This is a genomic window from Micromonospora sp. LOL_021, from assembly GCF_048060215.1.
Taxonomy (GTDB): Bacteria; Actinomycetota; Actinomycetes; order Mycobacteriales; family Micromonosporaceae; genus Micromonospora_E.
The window spans coordinates 1-14,964 of record NZ_JBHMIN010000065.1 but is presented as its reverse complement, the minus strand read 5'-3'; the positions used below and the strand labels follow the sequence as shown (position 1 = coordinate 14,964).

Annotated in this window: 14 protein-coding genes, 1 tRNA gene and 1 riboswitch; of the genes, 4 read left to right on the top strand and 11 right to left on the bottom strand. The window is 68.5% G+C overall.

Features of this window, described 5'->3' with window-relative positions:
* Window positions 1–48: 48 nt before the first annotated feature.
* A riboswitch (cobalamin riboswitch) is annotated at window positions 49–259 on the bottom strand.
* Window positions 260–354: 95 nt separating this feature from the next.
* Window positions 355–900: a hypothetical protein gene (locus tag ACFHWT_RS28050; RefSeq protein WP_416597675.1), complete on the top strand. Its 546-nt coding sequence runs from the start codon at window positions 355–357 to the stop codon at window positions 898–900.
* Here ACFHWT_RS28050 and ACFHWT_RS28045 read toward each other — a convergent pair.
* From ACFHWT_RS28045 to ACFHWT_RS28020, 6 genes are read right to left on the bottom strand one after another with little or no spacing between them, the layout of a single operon-like run.
* Window positions 878–1,846, bottom strand: coding sequence for an ROK family protein (locus tag ACFHWT_RS28045; protein ID WP_416597674.1), 969 nt, complete (start codon window positions 1,844–1,846; stop codon window positions 878–880). The genes ACFHWT_RS28050 and ACFHWT_RS28045 overlap by 23 nt on opposite strands.
* Window positions 1,846–2,643: an N-acetylmannosamine-6-phosphate 2-epimerase gene (locus tag ACFHWT_RS28040; RefSeq protein ID WP_416597673.1), complete on the bottom strand. Its 798-nt coding sequence runs from the start codon at window positions 2,641–2,643 to the stop codon at window positions 1,846–1,848. The genes ACFHWT_RS28045 and ACFHWT_RS28040 overlap by 1 nt, the downstream gene beginning before the upstream one ends.
* The gene (locus ACFHWT_RS28035) at window positions 2,640–3,578 is read right to left on the bottom strand and encodes a DUF4434 domain-containing protein (RefSeq protein ID WP_416597672.1); all 939 of its coding nucleotides are present in this window, start codon (window positions 3,576–3,578) and stop codon (window positions 2,640–2,642) included. Before ACFHWT_RS28035 ends, ACFHWT_RS28040 begins: the two co-directional genes overlap by 4 nt.
* A gap of 32 nt (window positions 3,579–3,610) precedes the next feature.
* Window positions 3,611–4,432, bottom strand: a complete 822-nt coding sequence (locus tag ACFHWT_RS28030; RefSeq protein WP_416597671.1) for a carbohydrate ABC transporter permease — start codon at window positions 4,430–4,432, stop codon at window positions 3,611–3,613.
* The gene (locus ACFHWT_RS28025; protein WP_416597670.1) at window positions 4,425–5,330 is read right to left on the bottom strand and encodes a carbohydrate ABC transporter permease; all 906 of its coding nucleotides are present in this window, start codon (window positions 5,328–5,330) and stop codon (window positions 4,425–4,427) included. Before ACFHWT_RS28025 ends, ACFHWT_RS28030 begins: the two co-directional genes overlap by 8 nt.
* Window positions 5,320–6,609, bottom strand: coding sequence for an ABC transporter substrate-binding protein (locus ACFHWT_RS28020; protein ID WP_416597669.1), 1,290 nt, complete (start codon window positions 6,607–6,609; stop codon window positions 5,320–5,322). Before ACFHWT_RS28020 ends, ACFHWT_RS28025 begins: the two co-directional genes overlap by 11 nt.
* A 125-nt stretch (window positions 6,610–6,734) precedes the next feature.
* Here ACFHWT_RS28020 and ACFHWT_RS28015 point away from each other — a divergent pair, with 125 nt between their 5' ends.
* Window positions 6,735–7,457 (top strand): GntR family transcriptional regulator, encoded by a 723-nt coding sequence (locus ACFHWT_RS28015; protein ID WP_416597668.1) that lies wholly within the window; start codon window positions 6,735–6,737, stop codon window positions 7,455–7,457.
* Between the two features lie 28 nt (window positions 7,458–7,485).
* Here ACFHWT_RS28015 and ACFHWT_RS28010 read toward each other — a convergent pair whose 3' ends face one another.
* Genes ACFHWT_RS28010 through ACFHWT_RS27995 form a run of 4 tightly spaced genes read right to left on the bottom strand, consistent with a single transcriptional unit; the run spans window position 7,486 to window position 12,225 of the window.
* The gene (locus ACFHWT_RS28010; protein WP_416597685.1) at window positions 7,486–9,024 is read right to left on the bottom strand and encodes an alpha-N-arabinofuranosidase; all 1,539 of its coding nucleotides are present in this window, start codon (window positions 9,022–9,024) and stop codon (window positions 7,486–7,488) included.
* 59 nt (window positions 9,025–9,083) lie between these two features.
* Window positions 9,084–9,965 carry a carbohydrate ABC transporter permease gene (locus ACFHWT_RS28005; RefSeq protein ID WP_416597667.1) on the bottom strand — a complete coding sequence of 294 codons (882 nt, stop codon included), beginning with the start codon at window positions 9,963–9,965 and terminating at the stop codon, window positions 9,084–9,086.
* Complete coding sequence (locus tag ACFHWT_RS28000; protein WP_416597666.1) at window positions 9,962–10,903, bottom strand: carbohydrate ABC transporter permease; 942 nt, start codon at window positions 10,901–10,903, stop codon at window positions 9,962–9,964. Before ACFHWT_RS28000 ends, ACFHWT_RS28005 begins: the two co-directional genes overlap by 4 nt.
* Window positions 10,900–12,225, bottom strand: a complete 1,326-nt coding sequence (locus ACFHWT_RS27995) for an ABC transporter substrate-binding protein (protein WP_416597665.1) — start codon at window positions 12,223–12,225, stop codon at window positions 10,900–10,902. Before ACFHWT_RS27995 ends, ACFHWT_RS28000 begins: the two co-directional genes overlap by 4 nt.
* Window positions 12,226–12,482: 257 nt before the next feature.
* On the opposite strand from ACFHWT_RS27995, the gene ACFHWT_RS27990 reads away from it, so the two are divergent.
* Entirely contained in the window at window positions 12,483–13,541 is a 1,059-nt protein-coding gene (locus ACFHWT_RS27990) for a LacI family DNA-binding transcriptional regulator (protein WP_416597664.1), read from the top strand.
* Between the two features lie 125 nt (window positions 13,542–13,666).
* Here the strand turns inward: ACFHWT_RS27990 and ACFHWT_RS27985 are convergent.
* Window positions 13,667–13,745, bottom strand: a tRNA-OTHER gene (locus tag ACFHWT_RS27985).
* A gap of 380 nt (window positions 13,746–14,125) precedes the next feature.
* Between ACFHWT_RS27985 and ACFHWT_RS27980 the strand changes: the two genes are divergently transcribed.
* The gene (locus ACFHWT_RS27980; protein WP_416597663.1) at window positions 14,126–14,833 is read left to right on the top strand and encodes an ISL3 family transposase; all 708 of its coding nucleotides are present in this window, start codon (window positions 14,126–14,128) and stop codon (window positions 14,831–14,833) included.
* Window positions 14,834–14,964 lie beyond the last annotated feature (131 nt).

Here is a 14,964-nt window from a genome sequence, read left to right as displayed (position 1 = left end):
ACCGGTCGTCGGCGTCGGCCGTCCCGCGCGGCCTTCGACCACCGCACGCGACGCGTGCGGCACGCTGGCAGGTCTTCGGACTCGTGGGCGTCGTGCTCGTACCTACTGGCCGTCGCTTCCCGGACCCACCACGGGTCCAGTGCTCGGTGACGGCGGTCGTTCCCACTCACCGCTGCGGGGCAGTCCCGGACTCACACCGGGTTCCCTCTTGCCTCGACCACCGCCGAGGGGCGGCCGAACCAGCTGCGGGGTACACCATATATGGGTGCGAGCCAGAAGACGCAACACCAGATACTGTGTTCGGCGTGTCGCGGCATCGGATCGCACCGGGTACGAGGAGGAGGGGTCCGTCGGGTGAGAAGCGTGCTATGGGGTCTGTACGGGGCGGTGCTCGGCACCCTGCTCGTCGGCGTCGTCGGGGTGCTCAGCATCCAGGCGACCGGGCTGCGGGCCGGTGTGGTGTTCGACCTGAACAACGCCCTGGCCGGGATCACCTCGCCCGGTACGCCGTACCTGCCGATGCTCGGGATCGCGGCGGTGAGCAGCCTGGCCGTCTGGGCGCTGACCGTCGGACCCCGGCGACGGCCCCGACGGTGCCGGGTGGGCCTGGTCGTCGGCTTCAGCGTGTCGACCGTGGCGCTGATCGCCCTGTCGTTCGTCATCGCACCGGACATCGACGCGCAGCGCGAACTGCTGCTGGGCGTCATGCCGGGCTGGCAGGGCTGGATCCATAAGGGAGGCGGCGAATCCGCCGTACACCTGTTGCTGATCCTGGCGATCGGTTCGCTGTGGCTCAATCCGGGTCGACGATCGGACCGGCCGACCGGTGCCAGCGGGGGCGACGCGGCGACCAGCGGAGGAGGTGGCGCCGAGCCCGTCATCGACCTCGGCCGGCGCTGATCCGGCCGGTGCGGACCCGGCCGGCGAGTAGCGCGGCGCCGGCCAGCACTGCGGCGTTGCCGAGCCGGGCGGTACGCACCGGCAGCCGGTCGATCCCGGGCAGCGCCGCCGCGTGCAGCGCGGCGCGCACGTCGGCGACGAACCGGTCGCCGAGTCCGACGACGCCACCGCCGAGGACGACCACCTCGGGATCGAGCAGGTTGGCGGCGGTTGCCAGCCCTTCGCCCAGCACCCGGGCGGCCAGGTCGGTCACCTCGACCGCCACCGGATCACCGCCGGCAGCCGCCGCCGCGACCTCCTCCAGGGGCGGTGCCGCGCCGCGACCGGTCCGGGCCGCGTACTCGGCGGCGATCGCCGGGCCGGCCGCGTACGCCTCGACGTGGTCGACCGCGCCGCAACCGCAACGTCGGCCGAGGTGCCGGGCGGCCGGCAGATGCCCGACGCTGCCGGCGAACCCGTGCCGGCCCACCACCACGTCGCCGCCGACCACGATCGCGCCGCCGATGCCGGTGCCGGCGGCGACGACGAGCGCGTCCCGGGCGTCGGCGGCGGCGCCGCACCATGCCTCACCGGCGGCCATCGCGTGTACGTCGTTGCACACCACGACCGGCAGGCCGAGGGCGGCGGTGAACGCTGCCCGCACGTCGGTGCCCCGCCAGCCGGGCAGGGTGTCGGTGGCGTGGGTGACCCGACCCGCCGGGTCGACGGCGCCAGCGGTGCCGACCCCGCAGGCGACCGGGGTCCCAGCCGCGTCCCGCCCGACCTGACGGGCCAAATCGATCGCGGCGGCGAGTACCGCGGCGGCGCCCTCGGCGGCCGGCGTCGGCACCCGGCGCAGTGGGCCGACAGCGCCGTCGACGCCGACGAGCGCGGCGGCGATCTTCGTGCCTCCGATGTCGACACCGATGGTGACCGGGCCGTCGGTGCCGGCCATGGCTGCCGCCATCAGTGCTGCCCAGCCAGGCTGGCCGAACTGTCTGCGCTGGCGGCACCGGCCGGGCCGGTCGGGCGTGGAGCGGCTGCGGCGAGGCCCCGGGTCAACGCGACCGGGTCGGTGATCGCGGTTCCGACGACCGTCGCGTACGCCCCTGCGGCGAACGCGGCACGCACCTGGTCGGGGGTGGCGAACCGACCCTCGGCGACGGTCCGGACCCCGGCGGCGGTGAGCGCCGCGACGAGGTCGAGATCGGGAGCCTCCTGCCGTGGGCTGTCCGGGGTGTACCCGGACAGTGTGGTGGCCACCAGGTCCGCGCCGGCCGCCCAGGCGGCGGTGCCCTGGTCGACGGTTGCCACGTCGGCCATCACGGGCAGGCCGAGCTGCCCGTGGACGCGGGCGACCAGGGCGTCAACCGGCAGCTCGCCCCGTCCGGTGGCCTCGACGGCGACGACGTCGGCACCGGCGGCGGCGAGCGCCTCGACCAGCTCCCAGCGTGGGGTGATCAGGTCGCGGTCGGCGGCCCGCTCCTTGTGCAGCGCGATCACCGGAAGGTCCACGGCGGACTTCACCGCCCGTACGTCGTCGGGGTGGTTGACCCGTACGGCGGCGGCACCACCGAGGGCGGCGCACTCGGCGAGCCGGGCGATGACCGACGGTACCCGCAGCGGATGCCCCTCGGGGGCCTGACAGGAGACCACCAGGCCGCCGACGATCGCCGCCACCGGGTCCAGCCGCGGGGCGGCCGGGTCCTGCGGAGGCGCCGCCGGGTCGTGCGGCGGGGTCACCGGGTCTTGCGACGGGATCATCGGGCACCCCGGGAGGTGAGAAACTCGCCGTAGCGGTCGTAGAGGTTGCGGGCCGCCGGCCACACCGAGTTGGGGCTGAGGAAGTGGGAGAACTCGAAGGTGATGATTTTCTCCACGTACGGTTGGACCGCGTCGAGCTTGTGCGCCAGCTTGCGCCAGTCGGTCGGCGGGAACCGGATCGGCATGTCCCGGTCGAAGGTCTCGATGTTGGCCCAGGAGGCGATGCCGTGCCGGCGCGCCGCCTCGGCGGTCGCGGCGAAGTACTCGGCCGAGCGGGCCAGCTCCACGGTGCCGTCCTGGAACGCGCAGCAGTCGACGAGTCCGGCGTACCGCTGGAAGATCTCCTCCCAGATCCGCACGTGCTCCTCGGGCGAGCGGGGCCGCTGCCGGGGATCGGTGCTGGTGGCCATGTCGGCGCGGCCGTGGAAGAACGGCGACACCAGGACGGGCAGGTCGCTGATCTCGCGCAGCCGGGCCGCGAGGGTGGTGTTGATGTCGAGGATCCGCAGACTGGTGTCGGTGGTCTCGTGCGGCAGGTACCAGCCGCGCAGCGCTGGTGACCCGCCGTACCGCTGCCACATCTCGTCGATGACGGCGAGGTTGAGGTCGACCTCGGTCCGCCAGTCGTAGCGGTACCAGTGGTAGTGCGAGTCGTAGAGACCGAGGAAGAAGTCGATGTTGCGTTTGGCGGCAAGGTCGAGGAAGAGCTGGACCAGGTCGACGTGGACCGGCAGTGCGGGCAGCCGGTCGGTAACCGCCCGGCTCGGACAGGCCAGCCGCTCGCCCAGGCCGAGCCGGATGAGCACGATGGTGTCGATCCCGGCTTCGACGAAGGTGTCGAACTCGCGGGCCCATTCCCGCTCGCCCCAGTTCTGGGACGGGATGTCGACGCTGATCTCGTCGAGGAAGGTGCCGCTGATCGCCTGGTACGGCATGGACGTTCCTTTCGCGGTTGGTGCGGCTGCGGTCACTTCAGTCCCTTCGTCGCGATGCCCTCGACGAAGTACCGCTGCCCGAGCAGGAAAATGATCAAGGCGGGGAGGGTGAACATGACGCTGGCCGCCATCAACGGGCCCCAGTCAACGCCGTGCTCGGAGAAGAACGCGTACAGCCCGACCGACAGCGTGTACTGGCTGCTGTCGCTGAGGTAGATGAGTGGATTGAGAAAGTCGGTCCAGGTCCAGACGAACTGGAACACCGCCACGGTGGCTAGCGCCGGCCGGGCCAGCGGAAGCACGATCCGCCAGTAGACCCGGAACTCCGAGGCGCCGTCGAGCCGCGCCGCGTCGAGCAGTTCGTCCGGAATCCCGACGAGGAACTGGCGCAGCATGAAGATGAAGAACGGGATGCCGAAGAAGCTCGGCACGATCAACGGGAAGTAGGTGCCGACCAGGCCGAGCTTGTTCCACAGCAGGTACAGCGGGACGAGGGTCACCTGCGGCGGCAGCATCATCGAGCCGAGGACGAGCGCCAGCATCAGGCCACGTCCGGGCCAGTGCAGCTTCGCCAGGGAGTACGCCACCAGCGGGCAGGACACCAGGCTGCCGACGACGCAGAGCCCGGAGACCAGCAGGGTGTTGCCGAGGTAGCGCCAGAACGGCATCGCCGACAGGGCCGCCTCGAAGTTGCCGAACTCCCACTGCTCAGGTAGCACCCGCGGCGGCAGCGAGAAGATCTCGGTGGGCGGTTTCAGTGCGGTGCCGATCATGACGACGAACGGGAACAGCATGCCGAGCGCGATCGCCCAGACGAGCGCGTGACGACCGGCGAACCGCGCTTTTCTATCCATAGTGAACCCATCGCCGCGAGGTGAGCATCAGGACCGCGGTGACCGCGAGCGTGACGAGGAACAGCACCCAGGCCAGCGCCGACGCGTAGCCCATCTTCAGGAACACGAACGCGTTCTGGTACACGTACATCCCGTAGGTCAGCAGGGAGTCGTCGGGGCCGCCGGCGGCCGCGTTGAGCCGGGTCTGCGCCAGCAGGTACGGCTGGGTGAACAGCTGCAGACTGGTGATCAGCCCGACGATCAGCTGGAAGAGGGTCACCGGGCTGATCGCCGGCCAGGTCACCGCGCGGAACCGCTGCCACGGGCCGGCCCCGTCGACCAGCGCCGCCTCGTAGGTCTCGCTCGGCACGTCCTTGAGCGCGGCCAGGTAGATGACGGTCGTACCGCCGACCATCCACAGCCCGATCAGAATGATCGCCGGCTTCGTGAACGTCGGGTCCGCCAGCCAGTTCGGCTGCGGCAGGTGCAGCAGGCCGAGGATCCGGTTGAAGTAGCCGTACTGGGCGTTGAGCAGCCAACGCCAGACGTAGACGCTGACCACGATCGGGATGATCGTCGGCAGGTAGACGATGGCCCGGTACAGCGGCAGGCCGCGTACCCGTGAATTGAGCGCCAGGGCGAACCCCAGCGACAGCGCCAGCGCGAGCGGTACGCCGAACACGGTCAGGTACAGCGTGTTGAACAGTGCCTTGGTGAACCGCTCGTCGCCGACCATGGTGCGGTAGTTGTCGACGCCGACGAAGGTCGGCGGCTGGAACAGATTGAAGTCGGTGAAGCTGTAGTACCCGGACGCGACGATCGGTCCGAGGATCAGCACCACGAAGCCGACCAGCCAGGGGCTCGCGAACGCCAGCCCCAACCGGAGCTGGCGTCGCGAGGTCGTGGACCTACGGGGCATAGGAGCTGGCCTTGTCCGCCACGTCGGCGAGTCCCTCGGCGGGCGACGTGCGTTGCTGGGCGATGTCGTCGAAGGCCTGACCGAGGTCGCTGGTGTACTCGGCGGACCACGGCGTGCTGGCCAGCGACTGGGCGTTCGGGCTGCGCAGGGCGTCCAGCCAGGTCGAGAACTGCGGCAGGGTGTCGTAGCGCGGGTCGTCGAGCAGCGAGATCCGGGCCGGCAGGTTGCCCAGCGCCAGGGTGAACCGGACCATGGCGTCCTCGGAGAGCAGGTACTTCATGAACTCCCACGCCTCCTCGGGGTGCTTGGCGTTGCGCGGGATGAACAGGGTGCTGGTGGTGACCTGGGTGGTGCCGGCGAGCTCCGGCTGCGCCGCCGGGTACGGCAGCGGGGCAACGCCCCAGTCCAGGTTGGGCGCGTACTGGTCGATGAACACCGACTGCCACTCGCCGTCGATGATGGTGGCCACCTTGTCGACGTAGAACGGGTTCTGCGCGGAGGCGTACTCGCCGAAGCCGGAGGTGAAGTCACGGACTTCCGCCACGCCGTACGTGCCGGGGATGTTCTCGGTGTAGAACTCCAGGCCGGCGACGTTGCCGGGGTCGGCCGGGGTGGGCCGGCCGGACTGGTCGTCCCAGGCGCCGCCGAACATGAACCCGAGCGTGGTGAACGATGTGTTGATCTCGGCGTTGGCGTAGCCGAGCTGGGTGATCGTGCCGTCGGCGTCCCGCTTGGTGAGCTTGGCGATCTGCTCCGCCCACTCCTCGGTGGTTTCCGGCGGACCGTCGATGCCAGCCTCGGCGTAGAGCTTCTTGTTGTACATCAGCAGCTGCGCGTGCAGGGCGATCGGCATCGAGTAGGTCTGGCCCTCGTACATCATCTGGGACATCGCCGCCGGCACGAAGTCGTCGGTGTCCAGCCCGTCGGCCTCGATGAAGTCGTCCAGCGGGGCCAGGATGCCCTTGCTGGCCCAGGCCCCGACGCCGTTGCCGAAGTGGTCGGAGATGTCGAAGCTGCCCTGCGCGCCGGACATCGACGTCAGCTGCTTCTGGAAGTCCGGGTTGGAGACCCCTCGGACCTCGATCTCGTCCTGGCTGGCGTTGAAGTCGGCGATGATTTCCTCGAGCGCCTCGGCCTCCGCACCGGCCCACAGGTAGGAGAAGACCACCTCGACCTTGTCGTCGTCGCCGCCGTCCGAGCCGCCACAGGCACCGAGCGCTGTGGCGAGTACGCCGGCCACCGCCGCGGCGGTGGCCCGCCGGAAAGATTCCCGTCTCACGTGCACCTCCGAAGATCATCTCTGGTCTAGTCCAATTGCCAGTGCGGGTAGCGTAGACCGGCAGGCAGCGTCGCGCTAGTATCATTTTGGTTTAGACCAGCCGCCCCCTGGAGCTGACACGTCGGATGACCGCGACCAAGCACGAGCTGCTCCGCAGCCACCTGCAGACCCTCATCGAGCGCGACCTCGCCCCGGATGAGCGGCTGCCCACCGAGCGGGACCTGGCCCAGGAGTTCGGCGTGAGCCGGATGACCGTGCGCCAGGCCCTCGAACGCCTGGAGAACGAACGGCTCGTCTACCGGGTACGCGGTGCCGGCACCTTCGTGGCCCGACCGGCCATCACCAAGAGCATCGAGCTCACATCTTTTAGTGATGACATGCGGCGACGTGGCCTGGCCCCAGGGTCACACCTACGTACCGCCGAGTCGATACCGGCCGGCGCGAGCGTCGGCTTCGCGCTGGGCCTGAGCCCGGCCGACGAGGTCGTGCACCTGGAACGGGTACGCACCGCCGACGGCGTACCGATGTGCATCGAACACACCTACCTCGCGGCCGCCCTCGTCCCGAAGCTGCTCGAGCGGCCGTTCGACAACTCGCTCTACGACCTGCTCCGGGACCACTACCACCTCCGGCTCGTCCGGGCGGAGCAGTCCATTCGCGCCACGGTCCTGGACGAGGCGACGGCCGCCCTGCTGCAGGTACCGGCCTTCAGCCCGGCGCTGCTGGTCGAGCGGACCGCCTACGACCAACGGAACCGCCCGGTGGAACGGGCCATGTCGACGTACCGGGGCGACCGCTACGCCTTCGAGATCGAGGTGGTCCGCCCCACCACGGACGGCGCGGTCTGACAGCCGTAGGTCGGGCCGACGGTCGGTTTCAGCTGTCGCTCAGCCCGTCGGTGGACCGGATCGGCGAACACCGCAGGGCTGTCCACGACACCGGCGGCAACACGATCCGCACACCGCCAGATCGCGTCGAGACCTGCCGGTTGGGACGCGGCACCACCCGGTCCGGGCGTTCCGCGGTGTTGGTGGCCCGGATGTCGTCGTCGTGCAGAGTCGTCGCCGCCACGCTCCAGGCTCCCGCGCCGAACCGACTCAGGTCGATGGTGAGCTCCACCGACCGGGTCTGGTCACGATTGACGACGAACACCGCTACGTCGTCCGTCGCCGCGTCGTAGGTGGCGACCGCGTCGACCACCGGGGCAGCGCCGTAACGGTCCGTCTGGTAGGCGGGTCCGTCCACCACGGTACGCAGAACGTCACCGCGGGCCAGCGCGGCCGTTCGGGCGAACGGATGGAAGATCGTCTGCCGCCAGGCCGGCCCGCCGGGTTCGGTGCGGATCGGGGCGATCACGTTGACCAGCTGGGCCTGACATGCGGCGGTCACCCGGTCGCTGTGGCGCAGCAGGGAGATGAGCAGGTTGCCCACCACCACGGCGTCGGCGACGTTGTACTCGTCCTCGATGACCCGCGGGGCGACCCGCCAGTCGTCGACGGGCGGCTGGCTCTGGAAACGGGAGAGATACCAGACGTTCCACTCGTCGAACGACAGTCGGATCTTCTTCTTGCTGCGCAGTCGGGCACCGATGCTGTCGGCGGTGGCGACGACGCTGTCGACGAAGTGGTCCATGTCGGTGGCGCAGGCGAGGAAGGACCCGACGTCACCGTCGTGTTCCTCGTAGTAGGCATGACACGACACGTAGTCCACCAGGTCATAGGTCTGTTCCAGGACAGTGGCTTCCCACGCGCCGAACGTCGGCATCATGGAACTGGAACTGCCGCAGACGATCAGTTCCAGGTCCGGTTCCGCCGCGCGCAGCGCCCGAGCGGTGGCGGCCGCGAGCTGCCCGTACGCCTCGGCGCTCTTGTGACCGAGCTGCCACGGGCCGTCGAGTTCGTTGCCCAGGCACCACATCCGGATGCCGTACGGCTTCTCCGCGCCGTTGGCCCGTCGCAGGTCCGCCAGGTGGGTGCCGCCGAAATGGTTGACGTACTCGTGGACGTCGAGGGCCTCCTGCACTCCCCTGGTGCCCAGGTTCACCGCGTACATGATCTCGACGTCCGCCTTGTCGGCCCAGCGGACGAACTCGTCGATGCCGATCTCGTTCGTCTCGATGCTGCGCCAGGCGAGGTCGCGCCGGCGGGGACGCTGGTCCCTCGGCCCGACACCATCCTCCCACCGGTACCCCGAGACGAAGTTGCCACCCGGGTAGCGGACCATCGTGACACCGAGTTCGCGGGTCAGGGCCAGAACGTCGGTCCGGAACCCGTCCGCGTCGGCGGACGGGTGGCCGGGCTCGTAGAGGCCGGTGTACACACACCGCCCCATGTGTTCGACGAATGTACCGAAGGTGCGGCGGTTGACCGGGGCCACGACGGCGGCCGGATCCAGGATGAGGTGAGCGAGGTGCATGGGTGTCCTTGTCGCAGCGGTGGTCGCGGTGTCACCGGCGCCCACGGTCGGCAGGTGCGTCATCTGAGTGCGCCGATGGTCAGGCCGCCGCGCCAGTAGCGCTGCAGCAGCAGAAACGCGGCGATGAGCGGAACGATCGCGACCAGCGAGCCGACGACGATGACGTTGAACAGAGCCGGTCCGCCGTTGCCGATGGTCGCCGACAGGTACCAGGACCGCAGACCGACGGTGAGCGGGTAGAGGCTCTGGTCGCTGAGCATCACCAGCGGCAGGAAGAAGTTGTTCCAGCTCGCCACCATGGTGAACAGCAGGACGGTGACCAGTGCCGGTCGCATGGCGGGCAGCGCGACGCTGCGGAACACCCGGAACTCCCCCGCGCCGTCGATGCGGGCGGCCTCAAGCATCTCGTCGGGCACCGAGTCGTGGGCGTAGACGCGTAGCAGGTAGACCCCGAACGGGTTGAGCAACGAGGGCAGGATCACCGCCCACACCGAGTCGACCAACCCGGCCTCGGCCATCAGCAGGTACGTCGGCAGGACCAGCGCCGTGGCCGGCACCATGATGAGGCCGAGCAGCAGCGCGAACAGCGCGTTGCGACCCGGAAAGCGCAGCTTGGCGAAGGCGTAGCCGGCCAGGGCGGCGATCGCGGTGGCCCCGACGCCACTGGCCACCGCGTACAACGCCGAGTTGCCCATCCACCGCAGGTAGAGCCCGTCGTCCTGGGTGAACAGCAGCCGGAGATTGTCGACCAGGTGCAGATCGGCGAACCAGAGCGGCTCCGAGCCGAACAGTCCGTCATTGTCCTTGGTCGCCGCGACGAGCAACCACCAGAACGGCAGCAGGAAGTACGCCACGAACAGCGCCATCACCAGGTGGGTGCCGACCGCACCTCGGCTGATCCGCGCCACCGGCGCGGCGGCCGTCGCGGGAGGCAGGCTCATCGCAGCGAACTCCTCTTACGCGTGGCGAACAGGAAGATGTAGGAACCGATGAAGACCACCGCGCCGAGCAGGAAGGAGATCGCCGCCGAGTAGTTGTACTGCTGGTACGAGAACGCCTGGTTGTAGGCGTATACGTTCGGCGTGTAGCTGTTGGTGATCGCGCCGGGGTTGAGTGGCTGCAAAATGAGCGGCTCGGTGAAGAACTGGAGGGTGCCGACGATCGTGAACACGGTGCACAGCACCAGGGCCGCGGAGATCATCGGGGTCTTGATCCGCAGCGCGATCTGCACCGCCCCCGCCCCGTCGATCCTCGCGGACTCGTAGATCTCCCGCGGTACACCCTGGAGCGCGGCGTACAGCACGATCATGTTGTAGCCCGCCCACTGCCAGACGACGAGGTTCCCCAGCGAGGCCAGGACGGTGTCGCCGGCGAGAAAGTCGATTCCAGTGAACCGGAACGGCCCGGTGTTCTGGCTGTAGAGGAATCCCCACATCAGCGTGCCGATGACCACCGGTACGGCGTACGGGACGAACGCCGCCAACCGCAGCATCCGGGCGAAGCGCGAGCCGACGCCGTCGACCAGCAGGGCCAGGACGAGGGCGAGACCGATCATCACCGGCGTCTGCACGAGCCCGAAGACGAGCACCCGCGCGACCCCCGAGCGAAATTCCGGATCGGCGAAGGCCTGACGGTAGTTGTCGAACGCGGCGAACACCTCGCCCTGCACCAGGGTCGAGCGGTACAGACTGAGCTTGAACGCGTACGCCATCGGTAGCAGCAGGAACACGACGAGCAGCGCCGCGAACGGTGCGACGAACAACCATCCGACCGCCGCCTGCCGGTCGAACCGGCGCCGGGCGTCACCGGGCCCACGGTGCCCGGTAGCGCCCGTGGCCGCCGGGTCGGCGGCCACGGGGGCAGGTCCGATCCGGGTCATCGGGAGACCTGGAATCCTTGATTCGACGCGTACGTGACAAGGTTCTGTTGGACCGTGTCAAGCGCGCCCGGCCAGGAGGTGTCCTCCTCCACCGCCTGTCCTACCGCGGTCGTCAGCTGACTGAAGCTGTAGCTGTTAAACGGGCTCCACTGAAGCTCTTCGATCCCGTTGTACGCCGGCACGAAGACCTCGTTGACCTTCTGCCCGCCGAAGAACTCGTACTCCTTGGTGAGAAAGTAGTCCCACTCCAGGATCGGCGTGGCGGTCGGGAACAGGAACGCCTCGTCGATCCCGATCTTCCAGGCGTCCTTGTCGGCTCCGAATATCTCCATGGCGACCCGGGTGGCCTCCTCGGGATGTTCCGTCTGGTCGGTCACGGCGAACGACGAGCCGCCCCAGTCTCCCTGGGCGTCCTCCCCGGCAACCCACTGGGGCAACGGGGCCGCGCGCCACGCGCCGGCCGTCGTCTTCGCCACACTCGCCAGGTAGCCGGGACCCCATCCCGCTGCCAGGTAGGTCGCGTACTTCCCGCTGCCCAACCCGTTGTAGAAGTCCGTCGTTCCGTACGCGGTGGTGTCGGCAAGACCGGCGTCGACCATGTCCTCCCAGTAGGACATGACCTTCTTCGCCGGTTCGCTGTTGACGTTGACGTCAATATGCTGCGGGTCGGCCACGTCGTATCCGAACGGCCGAGCACCGGCCTGCCACATCAGTCCGGTCATGAAACCACCGTCGTTCGCCCCGAAGTCCGTCATGTACCTGTCGGGGGCGGCGGCTTTCAGCTTCTCTGCCTGCTCCCTGAACTCGGTCCAGGTCGTCGGCACGGTCAGCCCGTACTGCTCGAAGATGTCCTGCCGGTACAACATCGCCATCGGCCCGGCGTCGACGGGAATCGCGTGGACGGCCGCACCGTTGCTGACCTGCTTCCACGCCCAGTCGACGTAGTCGTCCTTCAGATCGTTGGCCCCGTACGCGCCCATGTCGACCAGGTGCCCGGTGAGCTGGAAGGTCGGCAGTTCCTGGAACTCGAGCATCACCACATCGGGCGCACCCTTGCCAGCCTTCAACGCGGTCTGCAGTTTCGTGTACTGGTCCTGGCCGGTGCCCGCGTTCGTCCACTCGATCTTGATATCCGTGTGCGTACGGTTGAACAGGTCGACCACGCCCTGGAACGCCGGGTACCACGCCCACACGGTGATCGTGACCGGACCGTCCCGCTCCTCGCCGCCGTCCGAACCGCACCCTGCCAGCGACAGGGCGGTGACGACCGCCACCGTCGCGGCCAGGTGCCGGCGTCCTAGACTGAAACTCCTGGCACTCACTGAACTCCTCCGTCGGAGATCGACTGCTTTCGCGGCCGATGCGTGTGTGCCACCGGGCCGGTCGCGGTGCTGGCACACCGTGACCGGCCGCTCGAACCACGACGTGTCCCACATGCACACGTCGCGACGGGCACCGGTAGCACATTCGGTATCGTCTTTGCAGCGCTGCAAGACAGCATGCCCGGACCATCGATGGACGGCAAGGGGTAACCTGTTGGAAACCTGCGGCGGCCTTCGGGAACGAAAGGGAGGCCGACATGCGGCGGGACGTCACACTACGTGAGGTCGCCCAACTGGCCGGCGTCTCGAGCCGGACGGTCTCCAACGTCGTCAACGGGTACGCCAACGTCACCGAGCGCACCCGGGCGCGCGTCATGCAAGCCGTCGAGCAGCTCAACTACCGGCCCAACGTCCTGGCCCGCAACCTCGCCCAAGGCCGATCCGGACAGATCGCCCTCGTCGTGCCGTACCTCGACACACCGTACTTCTCGGAGCTGTTGCAGGGCGTCATCCGGGCCGCCCGCGTGCAGGGGTACAACGTACTCATCGACCAGACCGACGGCGACCCCGATCACGAGCGGATGCTCATCAGCCACGGCCGCAGCCGCCTGCTCTTCGACGGCGTCATCTTCAGCCCACTCGGTCTCGACCAGCAGGCTCTGGCCGACCACGATCCCAGCCTCCCGCTGGTGATCCTCGGCGAACGGACGAGTCAGGGTACGTTCGACCACGTCGGCATCGACGACGTCGAAGCGTCCCGGCAGGCCACCGAACATCTGCTCGACCTCGGCCGCAGACGCCTCGCCGCGATCGGGGACCAGCCCTACCCCACGGGGGAGGCCGCACAGCTGCGGACCCGCGGGTTCCGCGAAGCCCACGAGCGGCGCGGCGTGACCGTACGTGAGGAGCTCGTCATCTCGACTCCACGGTTCAACCGGGCCGACGGGGCCGGCGCGATGCGACACCTGCTCGACCTGCCGCAGCCACCCGATGCCGTGTTCTGCTACAGCGACCTCGTCGCACTGGGTGCCATGCACGTGCTCGCCTCGCGCGGACTGCGGGTGCCCGAGGACATCGCGGTGATCGGCTACGACGACATTGAGGACGGCGCCTACTCGAATCCGCCGGTGAGCACGATCTCCCCTAACAAGGAGTGGATCGCGACGACCGCCGTCGAGCGGCTGCTGCTGCGGATCGCCAGCCGCACACCGCTGCCCGGAATGGAGCTGCGCGCACCGCACCGACTCGTCGTACGTGAGAGCACGGTCGGGCCGGCGCGCCCGTCGGACCAACTGCCGACCACGACCAGCCGATAGCCTGCCCGCCATCACGCACCGTCATGAGATCACCGGCACGGTGTCGGTCCAGTCGGTCGACCCCGAGATCACAAATAATCGGCATCAGTCGATGACCGACGCCGATTGACCTGCATGAACACGGGTGGAGCCGAGGGGACTCGAACCCCTGACCCCCACACTGCCAGTATGGTAACAGTTCTGTCACGCAGTGCCGCAGGATACCGACAGGTGCCTTGAGCAGGGAAAACCCTTCTGGGCAAATGATGCCTCCTGCCGCCAAATAGCGCGCAATGATGGATTTTTGATCTTGTGCTGTGACCACCGATGTGACCCTGGTCGGTGTGGGAGGCTTCGTGCCGCCCCATCCAGACCGTTGCCGAACAGCCATTCGGGACACGCTGGCAACAGACCGGCTTCGCGTTTGGCCACGCCAGCGACTCTGCTGCTCAATTCGTGACTGCCGTCGAGATCGTTCTGGGTGGCTGGTGTCAACGGCGGCTGAAAATTGGATCTGGCCCACTTTCGTTGATCGAAACTGGTCCCTTTGGTCCGTGCTCATCCACTGTGTAGGGTGCTGCCGGTGCGCTGATCATGGCCTGGACATGTTGCTGCCCCACCTGGCCGGGGTAGCGGTTGAACGGATGGAGCAGACCCCGGATGAGGTGCGGATCTGGGCGCGGGTCAAGGCCGAACAGGCGGTCTGCCCGGGTTGCGCACTGCCCAGCGGCCGGGTGCACAGCCGCTACCAACGTCGACTCACTGACGTTGCGCTGAGCGGTCGGCGGGTAGTGCTCGTGCTACGGGTGCGCCGGTTCGTCTGCCAGGCCAGCGACTGCCAGATGCGCCGGTTCGCCGAGCAGATCGAGGGCCTGACCGAACGGTACGCCCGCCGCAGCAGCCTGCTACGGCGCATCCTGGAGTCACTCGGCTTGGCGTTGGCCGGCCGCCGGCTGGCCGCCCGCCTGGGCCTGTCGACCAGCCGCAACACCATCCTGCGGCTGGTCCGCGCCCTGCCTGACCCGCAGGTGAACACGGTGTCGGTGCTGGGAGTGGACGACTTCGCACTGCGTCGGGGCCACGTCTACGGCACCGTTCTGATCGACATGGACACCCACCGCCCCATCGATCTGCTACCCGACCGGGAATCCGAAACCTTCGCCGAATGGCTCCGGGCCCACCCCGGCACCCAGGTCATCTGCCGGGACCGCGCCGGTGCCTACGCCAACTCTCGGGAGGTGCATCAGACGGGCGATGAAGTCGCAGTTGGCGTGGTGGAGGCCGGGGCCTGGAGCTTAGCGAGCGCACGTTAGCGCACGGCTTTGACCTGCTCGTTTGGCGAGATGATCCCGTCTGATGCATGATCCTCCCGCTATCCGGGTGTTGAGGTGCCCCGAGGATTCCGGACAGGGAGCCAATAAGGTTACCCTGTAAGGAAAGTCGA